A 16,245-nucleotide genomic window follows, 5' to 3' on the forward strand; every position below is an offset into this window, starting at 1 on the left:
ACGCAATTTCTGAACGTGGTACTTCTTTGTAGAATTACCACGTTTTTCTATCGGAAAAATGTAACGCTCAGTCGCAACCTTGTGACTCGAAACGGAATTCCATTATATTTTTTAACTATAGGTTTCTTGAATGTCATTTAAACTCACCCCGATTTCGGCTTCGATTATTGCTTTTTTTACATGCACTGCGCCTTATGCGGCTGTCGTTCGTACCGATATTCCTTACCAGACTTATCGTGATTTCGGCGAAAATAAAGGGCAATTTACGCCTGGCGCACTCAATTTGCCTATTTTCGATAACGACGGCAAAGTGGTTGGTACGCTGAATAATGCCCCCATGGCAGATTTTAGTTCGGCAAGTACCAATGGCGTCGGAACCTTGGTTGCTCCGCAATATTCAGGCAGTGTCAAACACAATACCGGTTATACCAGTTTACAATTTGGCGGTACGGGCAATAATCCGGATTATTTACGCCATACCTATCTTATGGTGGATCGCAACAATACGGAAAATAATTTTGACTATCATGCCCCGCGTTTGCATAAATACGTGACTGAAGTCGCTCCCGCAAACCTCCTTGGTTTAAATTATATTGGATACACCGATAAAAACCGCTTTACCGCGTTATACCGTACGGGCAGCGGCACGCAATATCTACGCGATCCCGAATGGAATGTTACGTTTCTTTCAGCTCCGTATAATTATTTGATTGGCGGCACCGTCACGCCCCTCTACCGTTTAGGTAATGCCGATACGGTTTGGGCGGATAACGGCGGATTGTATGACAATACCGATTACAGTCCGCTAACGAGCTATGCCGGCGCCGGTGATAGCGGCTCTCCGCTTTATGCTTGGGATACGCAAACCAAACAATGGATCTTGGTCGGTTTTCAAATCGGCGGCATGGCTAACAATGCCACCCCTGACAATAAATTTTCTGCCTGGGCTGCTTACCTACCGAATTTTAACCAAGCCCGCTACAACGAAGACACGGATCCCGCGGTGGAAAATAACGCCGATCTGACTTGGACAAAAAATGCCGATAATAAAACCGCACTTTTTGCCCAAACCGATAAAAATTGGACATCGCACATCAAAGATGAAACCTTAAGCGACGCCTATAGCGGCGGTTACAACCACGCCATGAACGCCGGTAAAAATATTAACCTGAACGGCAGCGGCGCCACCATTACTTTAAAAGACAGCATTAACCAAGGTGCCGGCGGATTGACCTTTAATAATAATTACACTGTGCAGCCTGAAAGCCACCAGACTTGGCAAGGCGCCGGTTTAATTATCGCCAAAGACAAAACCGTTACATGGAAAGTCAACGGAGTTGAAAATGATTTTTTACATAAAATCGGTGAAGGCACGCTAAAAATTGAAGCCAAAGGCAAAAACTCAGGCAGTTTGAGTGCGGGTGACGGCACCATAATTTTAGCCCAACAAGCGGACGAGAGCGGTGCGGTACAAGCCTTTGACAAAGTGCGGTTGGCAAGCGGTCGTCCGACCGTGGTTTTGACTGACGGCAAGCAAGTCAACCCTGACAATATCTATTTCGGCTACCGCGGCGGACGCTTGGATGTCAACGGCAATGATCTCACCTTCGAACGCATTCATAACGTCGATAACGGTGCGCAGATCGTGAATCATAATGCGGAAAAAGCGGCTACTATTCATGTGGTCGGCGATACCGATTATACTATTTATAATTGGAGCGCCCCATATCGAGGAATTGTCGGTACTATTTATCAATATCCACAACGTAATGGCACTATTCAATATTTTCGCTTAAAAACGCCGACTTATTGGTACTTTCCGAATGCAGCCAGTAACGATCGTTGGGAATATTTAGGCACCGATAAAGACCACGCTATCCGTGTTTATTTGGAAGCCAAAAATAAAGCCATGTACCAAGGGATGTTGGGTGAAACCGACGAGACAAAACCCAATGGTACCCTCAATTTCAGCTATACGGCGCCAACCGCTTCATCCATTTATACCTTATCCGGCGGCAGTAACTTAAACGGCGAAATCAAAGTCGATAACGGCACGCTATTGCTCTCCGGTTACCCAACGCCCCACGCCGGCAATGTTGTGATTGACGATGATTGGGTCAGCCGACACTTTAAAGCCACCACTTTTACCGCTACACAAGGCGCGACACTACAACTGGGCAACTATGCCAATCTGGAGGGCGATATCAAGGCGGAAGCTAATAGCCGTGTCAGTTTAGGCTATAGCAAAGGGGAAAAAGGCTGGGATAACAGCTGGCAGTGTATTCGCAGTGACGCTAACGGCGCGGTCAGTTGTAATCAAAATCCACTAAGCGAGGCACTGTATAATGCTTTGCCTTACGCACAAGTAACAGGCAATATTACCCTTGCCGCTCAAGCAACTTTAAATTTAGGCAAAACGAATTATCAAGGCAATATTCAGGGGGCAAGCGATAGTTCAGTGGTCTTGCAAAAAGACGCCGCTTGGACACTGCACGGCGATAGCACGCTTGGCAATCTCAGCGCGGTCAACGGCGCCGTGGTAAAACTGAACGGCGACATACCTAGCGGCAATTTTAACACCTTAACCATTAATGGCAATTTAACTGGCGACGGGCGCTTTGAATTAAACAGCACCTTTGCCGATATGCAAAGCGATAAGGTGATTGTCAATGGTTTGGCTAGCGGCAACTATGTGTTAGCCCTACAAGACAGTGGCAAGGCGCCACTCGAACCTGCCATTGCTCACCTTGAATAATACCGCGCAAGATTGGCGCAAAGTACATGCAAGCTTACTCAATGGACACCTTGATCTCGGCGCATTCCGTTATCAATTAAAACAGCGTGATAATAGTTTTGTGCTCTATAACGCCTTAATCCCGGAACTTATTGCACAAGAAAAAGCCGCAGCCGACGCCGCTGAACAAGCCCGCCTTGCTGCGGAAGCTCAAGCTGCTGCCGACGCCGCAGAGCAAGCGCGCCTTGCCGCCGAAGCCAAAGCCGCTGCCGACGCCGCAGAGCAAGCGCGCCTTGCTGCGGAAGCCAAAGCCGCTGCCGACGCCGCAGAACAAGCGCGCCTTGCTGCGGAAGCCAAAGCCGCTGCCGACGCCGCAGAGCAAGCCCGTCTTGCTGCGGAAGCTCAAGCTGCTGCCGACGCCGCAGAGCAAGCGCGCCTTGCTGCGGAAGCTCAAGCCGCTGCCGACGCCGCTACCGAAACACAGGCACAGCCAGAAACAAAACAAAATGATTGGATTAGCCAAAATGCCAATACCGCACTTTCCTCCCAAGCGGCGAGCATTAATCTCTTGACCAAGCAACAAAATTTGTTAAGCCAGTATATTTCTCGCCTAAATGTCGAAAATAGCGGGCTTTGGGCGAATATTGATCGCGAAGGTATGCGCTACACCGGTGATGATTACCGCACTTATAAGCAAGAACTTTACAGCCAACAGCTCGGTGCTGACAAAGCAACCGCTTTCGATGGCGGCAACTGGCTATTTGGCGCGGCATTTACCCATAGCAAGGGGCAAAATACGTTCTCGGAAAACCAAAACGGCAAAAGCACAAACCATGCGTTCAGCTTATATAATAAAGTGATCTTCGATAACCAAGCCTACTTAAGTGCGGTACTGAGTTATAACCACTTGAAAACCACGCTGAACCGTTCGGAATTAGCCTTGAAACAAAATGCTTGGATTGCCTCATTCGGTTTAGGTAAACGTTGGGAATTCGGCAGTATCGGTGTTCAACCATCGCTTGAAATCAGTTACTACCGCTTAAATGGTGTTGACTACTCGCTGAATCAAACGCCAATTCACGGCAAAGCCCTTGATTTCTGGCAAACACGCAGTGGCATTATGTTGGATAAAACCTTTGGCTTTGAACAAGGCAACGGCGTGAAACTCTATACCGCACTTTATTATGTGGCAAATATAAATAATAAGGCGGAACTCTATGCCGATGGCAACGCCCTACGTGCCGATTTATTCAAAAACCGTATGGAAAGCGAATTGGGGGCAATTTTCGGTTTGGGCAGACATGTCAATATCACCCTCAAAGGCGGCTACGGCCACGGTGATGTGATTAAATCACAATTTAATGGTGGAGTGGAATTGAAATATAGTTGGTAGTTTATTGAGATTGAACAAAATATTGAGGTTTCCCTTCAATTTCCCTCCCTCCGCCAGCGGAGGGAGGCTTATTCCTGAAAAGTGCGGTCTGTTACTTGCCGATAAACGCCAATCCGCCCATATACGGTTGCAACACACTTGGGATCGCAATTGAACCGTCGGCTTGTTGGTAATTTTCTAAAATCGCCACCAAAGTGCGTCCAACCGCCAAACCCGAGCCGTTCAAGGTATGCACCAAACGGGTTTTCTTATCCCCTTTCATTCGGCAACGGGCTTGCATACGGCGCGCTTGGAAATCCCACATATTGGAACAAGAGGAAATTTCACGGTAGGTATTTTGCGCCGGCAGCCACACTTCCAAATCGTAGGTTTTGCTTGAACCGAAGCCCATATCACCGCTGCACAGCAACACTTTACGATAAGGCAAGCCCAACAGTTGCAACACTTTTTCCGCGTGCCCGGTTAACTCTTCCAATGCGTCCATCGATTTTTCCGGCGCAACGATTTGTACCATTTCCACCTTGTCGAACTGGTGCATACGAATCAAACCGCGGGTATCACGTCCGTAAGATCCCGCCTCGGAGCGGAAACACGGCGTATGTGCCGTCATTTTGATCGGCAGTTGCTCTTCGTCTAAAATTTCACCGCGCACCAAATTCGTCACCGGCACTTCCGCAGTCGGGATCAACGCATACGGCTGCTCGCCTGCCAGCGCGGCAGTATGAAACAGATCTTCGCCGAATTTCGGTAATTGCCCCGTGCCGTATAGGGTTTCATGATTGACTAAATACGGCACATAGGTTTCCAAATAGCCGTGCTGTTCGGTGTGCAAATCCAACATAAACTGGCTCAACGCACGGTGCAATTTAGCAATCTGCCCTTTCATCACCACAAAACGCGCCCCCGCCAGTTTCACACCGGCGCCAAAATCCAAACCTTGCGCATTTTCACCCAGTGTGACGTGATCTTGCACCGTGAAATCATACTGTTTCGGCTCGCCCCAACGCAACACTTCCAAATTATCCTGCTCGTCTTTCCCCAATGGCACTTCGTCCGCCGGGATATTCGGAATGTTCAGCGCGATTTGTTGCAATTCGCGCTGTACCGCCTCAAGTGCGGTTTTAGCTTGTTCCAATTCATTGCCCATTGAATCGACTTCCGCCAGCAACGTCTGAATATCTTCCCCGCGCGCTTTCGCTTGCCCGATACTTTTCGAACGGGCATTACGCTCCGCTTGCAAGGTTTCGGTTTTCACCTGCAACGCTTTACGCTGATCTTCCAGTTCGGTGATTTTCGCCGTATCCAAGTTAAAATTTCGTCTGATTTTTAGTTTTTCAGCAGTTTCTGCCAGATTATTGCGCAATAAATTCGGATCAATCATCTTAATTTGCCTGTGGTTTTTGTCTATGTGAAAGCGCACGGAATAACCGCACTTTGCCTAAAAATGAGGGTTATTTTAGCCCTTATTCCACTAAGTGACTAGTCTAAAATGGAAATTCTCATCTGAAGCACGCTAAAACGCACAGCGAGTTTGATCCTCTCGTCTGCGATTATTCGATTTTCTGTGATCGACCTCACCAAATAGAGCAGTGGCAGTTTTTATTTTGACAAAATTGACTACAATTAAATCAGCTTAATCGTTTTTTCTTATGTATAAAGCAATTCACCAAACCCAAAAGGAGTCATTATTATGAAGCGTTCACTTATTGCAATCACCTTGCTTTCCTTATTAGCCACCCCGGCAATCGCTAAAGAGTTTGTTATCACAGATGCCCAAGCCGGCACGGATGTGGGGAATTGGAGTATTGATAATAAAGCGTTGGGGATCGACAAAACGTTTAGTGTCAAACAACGCGTGCTACACGGTGGCAAACAAGAAGGCGTGCGCGTGATTGATATCGATAACGGAGTGATGACAATTACCCTGATTCCAACGCGTGGTATGGATATTTTCGAAGTCAAGAGCGGTGATATCCGCTTGGGCTGGGATTCGCCGGTAAAAGAAATCGTCAACCCTGCTTTTATCGAATTGGAAAGCCGCAACGGCTTGGGCTGGCTGGACGGCTTTAATGAAATGATGGTGCGCTGCGGCTTTGAATGGACCGGACATCCGGGAATTGACGATGACGGACAGTTGCTCAGTCTGCACGGTCGCGCCGGTAACACCCCGGCTTCAACCGTAATTGTCGATATTGCCGACGAAGCGCCTTACACCATTACGGTCAAAGGTTCGGTATATGAGAAAACCTTCAAGAAAAACGACTATGAAGTGTGGGCGGGCTTGAGTGTGGTACCGGGCGAAAAATCGTTTGCATTGCACGATGAACTGACCAATCTGGGCGATTATGAAAACGAATACCAAATCATTTATCACAGCAACTACGGACAACCGTTGTTGGAAGACGGCGCCAAATTCAGTGCCGCAATCAAAGAGGTTTCACCGTTTAACCAACGTGCCGTCGGCGAAATGAAAACCTGGAACCAATATGCCGGTCCAACCGTTGATTATGATGAAACCGTGTATAACATCGTGCCTTACGCCGATGCCAACGGCAAAACGCTAGCGATGCTGGAAAACAAAGCCGGTGATAAAGGTATCGCCGTCGGGTTTGACGTAGAACAATTGCCGGTGCTGACCATGTGGAAAAACACTGACACCTTGAAACAAGGCTATGTCACCGGGATCGAACCGGGCACCAGCTACGCGTATAACCGCAAATACCAACGCGATCTAGGCTTAGTGCCGAAAATCAAAGCCGGTGAAACTAAAAAATTCGATCTGACTTTCACCATTTTGGACAGCAAAGAAGCGGTACAGAAAGCGGCACAAGCTATCGCTGATATTCAAGGTGATCGCGAAATTACCGTGCTGGAAACGCCATTGGTGAAATTGCCTTAATGACCTCTTCTCCCTCATTATCAAGGCGCTATTTGGCGCCTTGATTTTTTCGGCTAACGCTATCATACGGATAAAATGTTACTTTTTTGCTAATTAATTGTTGTTTTTGTGAACTTTGACACCTTATTGATACTGAAAATAGGTTATATTTGAAACGCTTTACACCATTTCTTTTCCTATCAACCTAGCGAGGTGCCTATGACAATCTCAGCAGTCAAAAAACTAGCAATGTATATTAACGGCGAATTTGTTACTGATTTTAACGGAATTTATCGTGATGTGTTAAACCCGGCAACCGAAGAAGTGATCGCGCACGAGCCGAAAGGCGGAACCGCCGAAGTCGATTTGGCCGTCGCCGCCGCCAAACAAGCGCAAACCGAATGGGAACAAACCCCGGCGGTGCAACGCGGTGCGTATTTACGCAAAATCGCGCAAGGCATTCGCGCAAGAGAACAGGAATTGACTGATACCATTGTTGCCGAAGGTGGGAAAACCAAAGAACTGGCGCAAGTGGAAGTGTTATTCACCGCCGATTATCTGGATTACCAAGCGGAATGGGCACGCCGCTACGAAGGCGAAATCATTCAAAGTGATCGGTCGAACGAGAATATTTTCCTGTTTAAACGTCCGCACGGTGTGGTTGCCGGCATTTTGCCGTGGAATTTCCCGTTTTTCCTCATCGCGCGTAAAATGGGGCCGGCGCTGTTGACCGGCAATACCATTGTGATCAAACCCTCCAGCGTCACCCCGATTAATACTTATATTTTTGCCGAAATCGCCCATGCCGCCGGTCTGCCGAAAGGGGTTTTTAACGTGGTCAACGGCGCAGGCGCAGAGATCGGCAACCACTTGGCACAACATCCGCAAGTCGATTTGGTCAGCCTGACCGGCTCGGTCGAAGCCGGGCGCCAAGTGATGATTGCCGCCGCACAAAATATTACCAAGGTATCCTTGGAATTGGGCGGCAAAGCTCCTGCAATCGTATTGAAAGACGCGGATTTGGATCTGGCGGTCAAATCCATCGTGGCTTCACGCGTGATTAACAGCGGGCAAGTGTGCAATTGCGCCGAGCGGGTTTATGTACATCAAGACGTACACGACGCTTTTGTCGGCAAATTGACTGCCGCCATGCAGCAAGTGCGGTTCGGCAATCCTGCAACCGCGCAAGATAACCTGGATATGGGGCCGCTGGTCGAAAAAAGAGCGGTTGACGCCGTTGCCGCCAAAGTGGAAAAAGCCGTCAGCCAAGGGGCTACCCTGCATTTGGGCGGAAAGCGCCCGCAACAAAAAGGCTTTTTCTTTGAACCGACCATTTTGACCAACGTGAAAAATGACATGGACATCATGCACGAAGAAACTTTCGGTCCGGTGCTGCCGGTTGCCACCTTCGCCACATTAGACGAGGCGGTTGCAATGGCAAATAACAGCGTCTTCGGCTTGACCAGCTCGGTTTATACCGAAAGCCTGAATGACGCGTTTTATGTCACCCGCCGCTTACAATTTGGTGAAACTTACATCAACCGCGAAAACTTTGAAGCAATGCAAGGTTTCCATGCCGGCTGGAAGCAATCCGGGATCGGCGGTGCCGACGGAAAACACGGACTGGAAGAATATTTACTGACTCAAATGGTGTATTTACAAACCCCTCGCTAATACTGATTGAGTACTCCTTTATCCAACCGCACTTGGTATAACAAACCGATCAAAGTGCGGTTTTTTACCGTGCAATTGTTTAAATTTAAAGCAACCTGTTGAAACCACTCCATTTCTAGCTATTTTAATCACAAAATTGCGATCTATATCACAATTCATTTTCTTTTATTACATTAATATAACACCCTGCAATAGCAATGTTATATTTATGGTTATTTCTTAACATTTCTCTTTTTTATATAACCCAAGGACTTTTATAATGGCTTTAACACTCAGTCTTTTTCCGATCGTTTTGCTTATCTATCTAATGGTGAAACGAAACAGCATGCCTTCTTACATCGCCCTTCCTCTAATCGCCTTATTGGTTTATGTTTTACAATTAACTTATTTTGAGCAAGATTTCACCCTGCTCAACGCCAATGTGATTTCCGGGATTATTTCCACCCAAACGCCGGTTACGATTATTTTCGGTGCGATTCTTTTTAACCGCATGATGGAAATTTCCGGTGCGATTAATGTGCTGCGTCGTTGGTTATCGAATATCAACCCGAATCCTGTTGCGCAATTAATGATTATCGGTTGGGCGTTTGCCTTTATGATTGAGGGTGCTTCCGGTTTTGGTACGCCTGCCGCGATTGCCGCGCCAATTCTGGTCGGTTTGGGTTTTAATCCGATTAAAGTTGCGGTCTTTGCGTTAGTGATGAACTCAGTGCCGGTTTCGTTCGGCGCCGTCGGTACGCCGACTTGGTTCGGATTTGCCCCGTTGAATCTGGGGGAAGATGTGTTGCTGGATATCGGGTATAAAAGCGCCTTGATCCACTTCTTCGCCGGCTTAGTCGTTCCGGTGATTGCGTTACGCTTTGTGACCACATGGCAAGAAATCCGCAAAAACATACTGTTTATTTACCTGTGTATTCTGGCGTGTACCGTACCTTACCTGCTACTTGCCAGCGTAAACTATGAATTCCCGTCTTTAGTGGGCGGCGCCGTCGGCTTGTTAATTTCCATTTTGTTGGCAAATAAAGGCATTGGCTTGGCAAAAGGCGAGCAACATGACATGCAGGATCCGGTTTCCGCGGCAACCGTCTTTAAAGCGATGTTGCCAACCATGATGTTGATTGTCATTCTGATTGTCACCCGTATCCACCAATTAGGTATCAAAGCCCTACTGAACGACGCCACCACCTGGTTTAGCGTTTCGCTGGGTCATTTCGGGCAATTTGAAGTCAGCCGCGCGTTGATTCTTTCCCTGAAAAACATTTTGGGACAAGGCGTCAGCGACAGTTATAAAACCCTGTATGTACCGTCTCTGATTCCATTTATTGTGACGGTATTCATTTCTTTATTCTTGTTCAAAGTCAAAGCTTCGGACAGCAAACTGATTTTCTCCAGCACCTTTAAGCAAACCAAAAAACCGTTTTTTGCCTTAATCGGCGCCTTGATCATGGTCAAATTGATGTTGGTCGGCGGCGAAAATTCGATGGTGCAAACAATCGGACGCGATTTTGCCGCGGCAACCGGCGCGAACTGGACTTATTTTTCAGCCTATTTAGGCGCTATCGGTTCTTTCTTCTCCGGATCAAACACCGTATCCAATTTAACCTTTGGCGGCATCCAATATTCGATTGCGCAAACTACCGCACTTTCCATTCCGTTGACCTTGGCGCTGCAATCCGTCGGCGGCGCAATGGGAAATATGGTGTGTATTAATAATGTGATCGCCGTTTGTTCAGTGTTGGATGTTAAAAATCAAGAAGGCGCAATTATCAAGAAAACCGTTATTCCAATGGTAATTTACGGTATTATAGCCGCACTGGTCGCAACCCTGATTTTATCTTAGTTTTTTCTGCTGCCGATATTCGGCAGCAACTTATCTTGTTGGAGTATCAATGAACGTTAATTTTTATGTCACCTGCATTGCAGATGCACTAAAAGCCAATGTCGCCAAGCAGAGCGTGTTGTTATTAGAACAGCTCGGCTGTGACATCACTTTTCTGGAAAAACAGGGTTGTTGCGGGCAACCCGCCCTCAACAGCGGTTATAGCAAACAAGCCATTCCCGCTATCAAAAACCTGATTACCACTTTTGAAGCCAATGACTACCCGATCGTCGCACCGGCGGGATCCTGCGTCTATGCGATCAAAACCTATGCCGATTATCTGCAAGACGAACCGGAATGGGCGGCAAGAGCGGTCAAACTTGCCGATCGTTTTCATGATCTGACCGATTTTATCGTCAATAAAATCGGACAAACCGATGTCGGCGCCAAATTGGACGGCAAGGCGGTGTATCACCCGTCCTGTAGCCTGTTCCGCAAATTGGGCGTGGTCGATGAACCGGTTAAACTCTTGCAACAAGTACAAGGCTTGGAATTGCTGCCGATTCAAAATCAAACCACCTGCTGCGGCTTCGGCGGCACGTTCTCGGTGAAAATGGCGGAAATTTCCGGCGAAATGGTGACGGAAAAAACCGAACATATCCGCGAAGTGCAGCCGGATTACCTGATCGGCGCCGATGTCAGTTGTTTGATCAATATCGGCGGTCGCCTGAAACGCGAAGGCAGCCCGATCAAAGTCATGCATATTGCCGAAGTGTTGATGAGTCGTTAAGGAGGAAACCATGTCATTAAGAACCAGCGATATTCCGTTTAAAGAGCGGCTTAACGATGAAATTCACAACGAAGTAATGCGCAAAGCCGTGGTGATGGCACAAGAGCGTATCGGCGCCAACCGCCAAAAAATGGTCGACGAATTGGGACATTGGGAAGAGTGGCGCGAACAAGCGAAAGCCATTCGTAACCATGTTCTGCAAAATCTGGACGCGTATTTGTACCAGCTATCTGAAAAAGTGACGGCAAACGGCGGACATATCTATTTCGCCAACACCGCACAAGACGCCACCGATTACATCAAAAAAATCGCCCGTGAAAAACAGGCGAAAAAAGTGGTGAAATCCAAATCGATGGTGACCGAAGAAATCGGCTTGAATCATGTACTGGAAGCGGAAAATATCAAGGTGATCGAAAGCGATTTAGGCGAATACATTTTGCAACTTGCCGGAGACAAACCGTCGCATATCGTGGTGCCGGCAATTCATAAAGATCGCCACCAAATCCGCAAAGTGCTGCACGAAAAACTGGGCTATCAAGGCGAAGCCACGCCGGAAGAGATGACGCTGTTTATCCGTCAGGCAATCCGCAAAGATTTTCTCGAAGCAGACATCGGTATCAGCGGCTGTAACTTTGCCGTTGCCGAAACCGGTAGCGTTTGCTTGGTTACCAATGAAGGGAATTTACGTCTTGCCACCACCCTGCCGAAAACCCATATTGCGGTGATGGGCATGGAGCGTTTGGCGCCGACCTTTGAAGAAGTGGACGTATTAATCACCCTACTGGCACGAAGTGCGGTCGGCGCCCGTCTGACCAGTTATAACACTTGGCTGACCGGTCCGCGTTTAGCGGGTGAAACCGACGGGCCGGAAGAGTTTCATCTGGTGATTGTCGATAATGGTCGTTCCAAAGCGCTCGGCAGCGAATTCAACGATATTTTGCGTTGTATCCGTTGCGGCGCCTGTTTGAACGTTTGCCCGGCGTACCGTCAAATGGGCGGACACAGCTACGGCTCGATTTATCCGGGACCAATCGGTTCGGTACTGTCGCCGATTTTGGGCGGTTATGAAGATTTTAAAGATCTGCCGTATGCCTGCTCGCTTTGCACCGCTTGTAACCAAGTCTGCCCGGTAAAAATTCCGCTGGCAAACCTGTTGCTGAAACATCGCGGCAAAATGGTGGAACAAGGCATTACCCCGACCATGGAAAAACTGTCTGTACGTATGTTTACCCTTGCTAATAATCATTCCGCACTGTGGAAAGTCGGCATGAATATCGGCGCAAAACTGAGCAAAAAGCTGATTAAAAACGGCAAAGCCCCATTGAATATCGGCGCCATTTCCGAATGGACCAAAGCACGCGATTTGCCGGATGCCGAAGGCGAAAGCTTCCGTCAATGGTTTAAAAATCGCTAGGATGTGGGACTGGAATTCAAGGAAAACACTATGTTAGATCAACAAAACAGACAACAATTTTTAGACCGTTTAGCCACACAGCTGGGCAGACCTTTGCGTCAAGAAGTGGTCGGCAATTACCAAACCGTGACGCAACAACCGACCACCCGTTTGACCGAGTTGGATGATGAGCAACGCTGTGCCGAATTCATCAAGGTTGCCACCGAAGTGATGGCGGTGGAATGCGTCGTCACCACCCGCGCCCAAGCGGCAACCGCACTTTTAGAGCTGTGTGACAAACTGCAAGGCGGCGAGGTGATTCTCAACGATGATCCGCGCCTAAACGAATTCGGCTTGACCCAAGCGGTGCAAAGCCGTTATACCACCCACATTTGGTCAGCCGAAACCGGCGAGCAAAACCGCACTTTTGCCGAAAAAGCCAATATCGGCATTGTCTTCGCCGAATACGGTCTAACCGAATCGGGCGGTATCGTGCTATATTCCTCCGCCGAACGCGGTCGCTCAACCAGTCTACTGCCGCAAATCTCGATTGCGGTCGTGAAAAAAAGCACGATCCTACCGCGTGTGGCACAACTGGCAACCGTCCTGCAGCAAAAAGCCCAACAAGGCGAACGCATGCCGTCTTGCGTCAACATCATCTCCGGTCCAAGTGCCACCGCCGACATAGAACTGGTCAAAGTCATCGGCGTCCACGGCCCGATTAAACAGGTTTATCTGATTATCGAAGATTGTTAATCATTCCGGCTAACTTATAAGATGAAAATGCGTTTTCCAAGAGGAAAGCGCATTTGAGATTGCTGACAAACTTACTTCTCTTCCTCCGCGTGCGGAGGGAGTACCATTTTTCGCAAGAAAAATGGGGGGGAGGGGTAATATAAAAGTGCGGTCGGGATTTCGCCGTTTCTGACGTCCAAATTAATATTTTGGCTGACCGCACTTTGCGTGGTCGTGCTGTCGTCTTTGCTGACATTGCCCAACGCGCTCATCTCCGCCGACATGCCCGCCATCGCCAGATTGCCCATATCGGTCGACAACCCGCCGCTGACACTCTGCATACTGACTTCACTGTGATTCTCAATATTCTCCGTCGTCAGTGTGCCGGTGCTAAAGTAGTTTTTATTTGCCCTGACCGCTATTCGGGTCGCCCTCTTGCTGGGCATAATTTTGACCCTGCGGAGCTAACTTCACGCCGCCGACTTCTTTAGCGCTCTCGCCGCCGCCGACACTGAAACCGCCACTCACTCCAAGCGTACTGCCTTTGTAATTGGCATGGTTTTCAATATCCCGAGAATCTATCGTGCCTGTGCGGAAACGGTTTTTTCCCTTCGATTCTGCCTGTGCCGTTGAGGTGATTAAGCCGCCACTCAATTCAGTATGCCCCTTCACCGCCACTTGGTAGCCGTCATCCCCGGCAAAAATGCCGGATTGTTCTTGCACACTGGCAATTATTAAATCACCGCCGATAGACACACCATCACTAAAGCGTACAGACTTACCTACCGCACTTCTGCGCTCAGAAGGCGTTTTCGATTTTGCCAGCTCCGAAACAACGATAAATTGTTGCTGGGATTGGCTGAATATGATACGGTGACTCGTTTTGTTCAAATTTAATTTTTTCCTTTTTACTTTCCTACAATTAATTCTTGAATTTAGGCTTGAAATTGAGTTATAACCCTTCTGTCATAATCATATAGTTCAATTTCTTTTGATTCTAATTTTGACCAATTATCAATATATATTTCTTCAATATTATGGAATCTCATTAAATAATGTCCATTTTTTACAATACAAAAAGCTTTAAAATCATTAAATATAACAAAAAATTCTCCAGAGTAATCCGAGATCATTGAACCAAAAACTCTATTATAATTGAAAATACTTGACTTTAATTTAGATACTACACTTGGTTTAAAATAATTTAATATGATATTAAATTCACTTTCATCAAAAATCAGTGGTATAGCATAAAAAAATTTAAATTGAGAAATTATGTCCTCCATATAATTTTTCATAATTGCTTCGTCATCATAATCAAAATTTAGAAAATCAATAAACTTGAAATCCCTTAGAATAAATTCAGTGTTATATTCCTCACATTCAAAGTTTATAATTTTTTTATAAAATGATACTATATTATTAAGCTCAAATTCATTCACATTAAAATCTTTTTCATTTAAATCCAGATAAGGATCACAATATTCATACCAAGGTTCCACTCTAATTATTTTCATAACAGACCTCAATAATTTTCTTTCTATCTGGACGCTGCAACTCAATTGTCATAGGACCTGTTTTACTAGGTCTAAAAATAGCCCTTTCTCCTGATGGAAAAACTGCAATTCGTCTATCATTAGAATATGTGATTTTGGCATCTTTAGTTAAATTTTCCCAATCTGTTTCTATTGATACACCTGCTGGTTTCTTGGCATTTTTTACACCGCTGCCAGCCGTAGTATCAATCGCATCGCTTAAATAATTATTAAATCTTTCCAATGAATTTGCTGTTGAACCTTTAAAGTTGCCTAACGTAATATTTTTGCTGTTTACTTTAACCTCATTAAGCAAATATCCTGTAGAATCTCCAACAACAGGCAATTTATCATTCGCACTAACACCTTTCGCTAAAGGTGATAGCATATTATCGACTGATTTAACCGCAACTGACCCTGCTTTTGCCGCCGGCAGCACTTCCGCAACCACCGTTCCGCCTCTGACTAACGGTACAAGTGCGGTTTCGGCAGTCATCTCTTTGCCATATAGGGCATTAACATCCGCTTGATTGTAATGCGTTCTCAGTAAATCCCCTGACGCACTATCAAATGTTGCCCATTTTTCTGTTGCGCAAGCCGTCGGATGTTTTAAGCATTCCGATAAACTGTGTGCCAAATTGCCGGTGACGCCTCGGAGGGTTTCTGTCGGTGAGTTTAAGGCTGCCCTTGCCGCCTCGCTAAGCGCATTACCGCCGTCTTTCACCCCCTCAAAAACAAGATTATTCTTCACTTTCGGCACAAGGGTATTCGTCAGCAACTGATTGTTTTCTCGATTATACCTTGCAGCTAAATCCGAATATTTCCCAATAGAGTAATACTCGTCGCGTGAAGCACTAAACAGGTTTTGTGGTTTGCCGTCGCTGTTGATAAAGCTCACCGCACTTGATGGCGGCACATCGCCTTTTATACCCGAAGCCGACGAAAGAAAACTGTCCGCCGCCGTATCTTGGCTATCTATCATCTTCGACCAGGCATAATCCACCCGTTGTGCCGCCCGCTCAATCAAACGCCGTTCCGCTTCTGCCACGCTAATGCCCTGCTCTTTGGCAAAGGCTGCCGCATTATCCCGTATCCAATCCATTTCTCTCGGGTGCAGCTGCCGGTTATGCCAATCGGTATTGCCGCCTGCGCTCACCGCTGCCGTCCCGCCGCCGCTTGCCGCCCCTATCGCCATACCGGCGCCGATATCCAATACCGCTTTGCCCACCTCGCCCAGCTCTTGACCCAGCGCATTCAAGTGCGGTGCGGCTGCCGAGGTTGTGCCGCTTGCCAC

The 16,245-nt window shown here is 47.2% G+C and carries 13 protein-coding genes; 8 read left to right on the forward strand and 5 right to left on the reverse strand.

Features of this window, described 5'->3' with window-relative positions; all coding sequences use genetic code 11:
* Window positions 1–130 precede the first annotated feature (130 nt).
* A complete protein-coding gene (locus tag ACWA5Z_RS11025; protein ID WP_431052338.1) occupies window positions 131–2,755 on the forward strand; it encodes a S6 family peptidase in 2,625 nt (874 codons plus the stop codon).
* Window positions 2,712–4,127 (forward strand): autotransporter outer membrane beta-barrel domain-containing protein, encoded by a 1,416-nt coding sequence (locus ACWA5Z_RS11030; RefSeq protein ID WP_431052340.1) that lies wholly within the window; start codon window positions 2,712–2,714, stop codon window positions 4,125–4,127. The genes ACWA5Z_RS11025 and ACWA5Z_RS11030 overlap by 44 nt, the downstream gene beginning before the upstream one ends.
* Before the next feature lie 91 nt (window positions 4,128–4,218).
* On the opposite strand, the gene serS is transcribed toward ACWA5Z_RS11030, so the two are convergent.
* Window positions 4,219–5,508 (reverse strand): serine--tRNA ligase, encoded by a 1,290-nt coding sequence (gene serS, locus ACWA5Z_RS11035; RefSeq protein WP_431052342.1) that lies wholly within the window; start codon window positions 5,506–5,508, stop codon window positions 4,219–4,221.
* A gap of 309 nt (window positions 5,509–5,817) precedes the next feature.
* Here serS and ACWA5Z_RS11040 point away from each other — a divergent pair, with 309 nt between their 5' ends.
* From ACWA5Z_RS11040 to ACWA5Z_RS11065, 6 genes are all read left to right on the forward strand, one after another.
* Window positions 5,818–7,026: an aldose 1-epimerase family protein gene (locus ACWA5Z_RS11040; RefSeq protein ID WP_431052344.1), complete on the forward strand. Its 1,209-nt coding sequence runs from the start codon at window positions 5,818–5,820 to the stop codon at window positions 7,024–7,026.
* 198 nt (window positions 7,027–7,224) lie between these two features.
* Window positions 7,225–8,679 (forward strand): aldehyde dehydrogenase, encoded by a 1,455-nt coding sequence (gene aldA / locus ACWA5Z_RS11045; protein ID WP_431052346.1) that lies wholly within the window; start codon window positions 7,225–7,227, stop codon window positions 8,677–8,679.
* Window positions 8,680–8,938: 259 nt separating this feature from the next.
* Window positions 8,939–10,519 (forward strand): L-lactate permease, encoded by a 1,581-nt coding sequence (locus tag ACWA5Z_RS11050; protein WP_431052348.1) that lies wholly within the window; start codon window positions 8,939–8,941, stop codon window positions 10,517–10,519.
* A gap of 49 nt (window positions 10,520–10,568) precedes the next feature.
* Window positions 10,569–11,288: a (Fe-S)-binding protein gene (locus ACWA5Z_RS11055; RefSeq protein WP_431052350.1), complete on the forward strand. Its 720-nt coding sequence runs from the start codon at window positions 10,569–10,571 to the stop codon at window positions 11,286–11,288.
* Between the two features lie 10 nt (window positions 11,289–11,298).
* On the forward strand, window positions 11,299–12,702 hold the full coding sequence (locus ACWA5Z_RS11060) for a LutB/LldF family L-lactate oxidation iron-sulfur protein (protein WP_431052352.1): 1,404 nt from the start codon (window positions 11,299–11,301) through the stop codon (window positions 12,700–12,702).
* A gap of 30 nt (window positions 12,703–12,732) precedes the next feature.
* Window positions 12,733–13,437: a LutC/YkgG family protein gene (locus tag ACWA5Z_RS11065; RefSeq protein WP_431052354.1), complete on the forward strand. Its 705-nt coding sequence runs from the start codon at window positions 12,733–12,735 to the stop codon at window positions 13,435–13,437.
* 71 nt (window positions 13,438–13,508) lie between these two features.
* Here the strand turns inward: ACWA5Z_RS11065 and ACWA5Z_RS11070 are convergent, their stop codons facing one another.
* The 4 genes from ACWA5Z_RS11070 to ACWA5Z_RS11085 form a co-directional block, all read right to left on the reverse strand.
* Window positions 13,509–13,757: a hypothetical protein gene (locus ACWA5Z_RS11070; protein ID WP_431052355.1), complete on the reverse strand. Its 249-nt coding sequence runs from the start codon at window positions 13,755–13,757 to the stop codon at window positions 13,509–13,511.
* A gap of 61 nt (window positions 13,758–13,818) precedes the next feature.
* Window positions 13,819–14,307, reverse strand: a complete 489-nt coding sequence (locus ACWA5Z_RS11075; RefSeq protein WP_431052357.1) for an ESPR domain-containing protein — start codon at window positions 14,305–14,307, stop codon at window positions 13,819–13,821.
* Window positions 14,308–14,351: 44 nt separating this feature from the next.
* Window positions 14,352–14,933 (reverse strand): hypothetical protein, encoded by a 582-nt coding sequence (locus ACWA5Z_RS11080; protein WP_431052359.1) that lies wholly within the window; start codon window positions 14,931–14,933, stop codon window positions 14,352–14,354.
* Window positions 14,920–16,245 carry a hypothetical protein gene (locus tag ACWA5Z_RS11085; RefSeq protein WP_431052361.1) on the reverse strand — a complete coding sequence of 442 codons (1,326 nt, stop codon included), beginning with the start codon at window positions 16,243–16,245 and terminating at the stop codon, window positions 14,920–14,922. Before ACWA5Z_RS11085 ends, ACWA5Z_RS11080 begins: the two co-directional genes overlap by 14 nt.

It is taken from the genome of Testudinibacter sp. P80/BLE/0925 (genome assembly GCF_053570785.1).

Excerpts from the sequence above, each read along its gene's own strand:
- ACWA5Z_RS11070 (WP_431052355.1), bottom strand. The coding sequence starts at position 13,757 with ATGCAGAGTGTCAGCGGCGGGTTGTCGACCGATATGGGCAATCTGGCG.
- ACWA5Z_RS11025 (WP_431052338.1), top strand. The coding sequence starts at position 131 with ATGTCATTTAAACTCACCCCGATTTCGGCTTCGATTATTGCTTTTTTT.
- ACWA5Z_RS11050 (WP_431052348.1), top strand. The coding sequence starts at position 8,939 with ATGGCTTTAACACTCAGTCTTTTTCCGATCGTTTTGCTTATCTATCTA.
- ACWA5Z_RS11060 (WP_431052352.1), top strand. The coding sequence starts at position 11,299 with ATGTCATTAAGAACCAGCGATATTCCGTTTAAAGAGCGGCTTAACGAT.
- ACWA5Z_RS11055 (WP_431052350.1), top strand. The coding sequence starts at position 10,569 with ATGAACGTTAATTTTTATGTCACCTGCATTGCAGATGCACTAAAAGCC.
- aldA (WP_431052346.1), top strand. The coding sequence starts at position 7,225 with ATGACAATCTCAGCAGTCAAAAAACTAGCAATGTATATTAACGGCGAA.
- ACWA5Z_RS11080 (WP_431052359.1), bottom strand. The coding sequence starts at position 14,933 with ATGAAAATAATTAGAGTGGAACCTTGGTATGAATATTGTGATCCTTAT.
- ACWA5Z_RS11040 (WP_431052344.1), top strand. The coding sequence starts at position 5,818 with ATGAAGCGTTCACTTATTGCAATCACCTTGCTTTCCTTATTAGCCACC.
- ACWA5Z_RS11065 (WP_431052354.1), top strand. The coding sequence starts at position 12,733 with ATGTTAGATCAACAAAACAGACAACAATTTTTAGACCGTTTAGCCACA.
- serS (WP_431052342.1), bottom strand. The coding sequence starts at position 5,508 with ATGATTGATCCGAATTTATTGCGCAATAATCTGGCAGAAACTGCTGAA.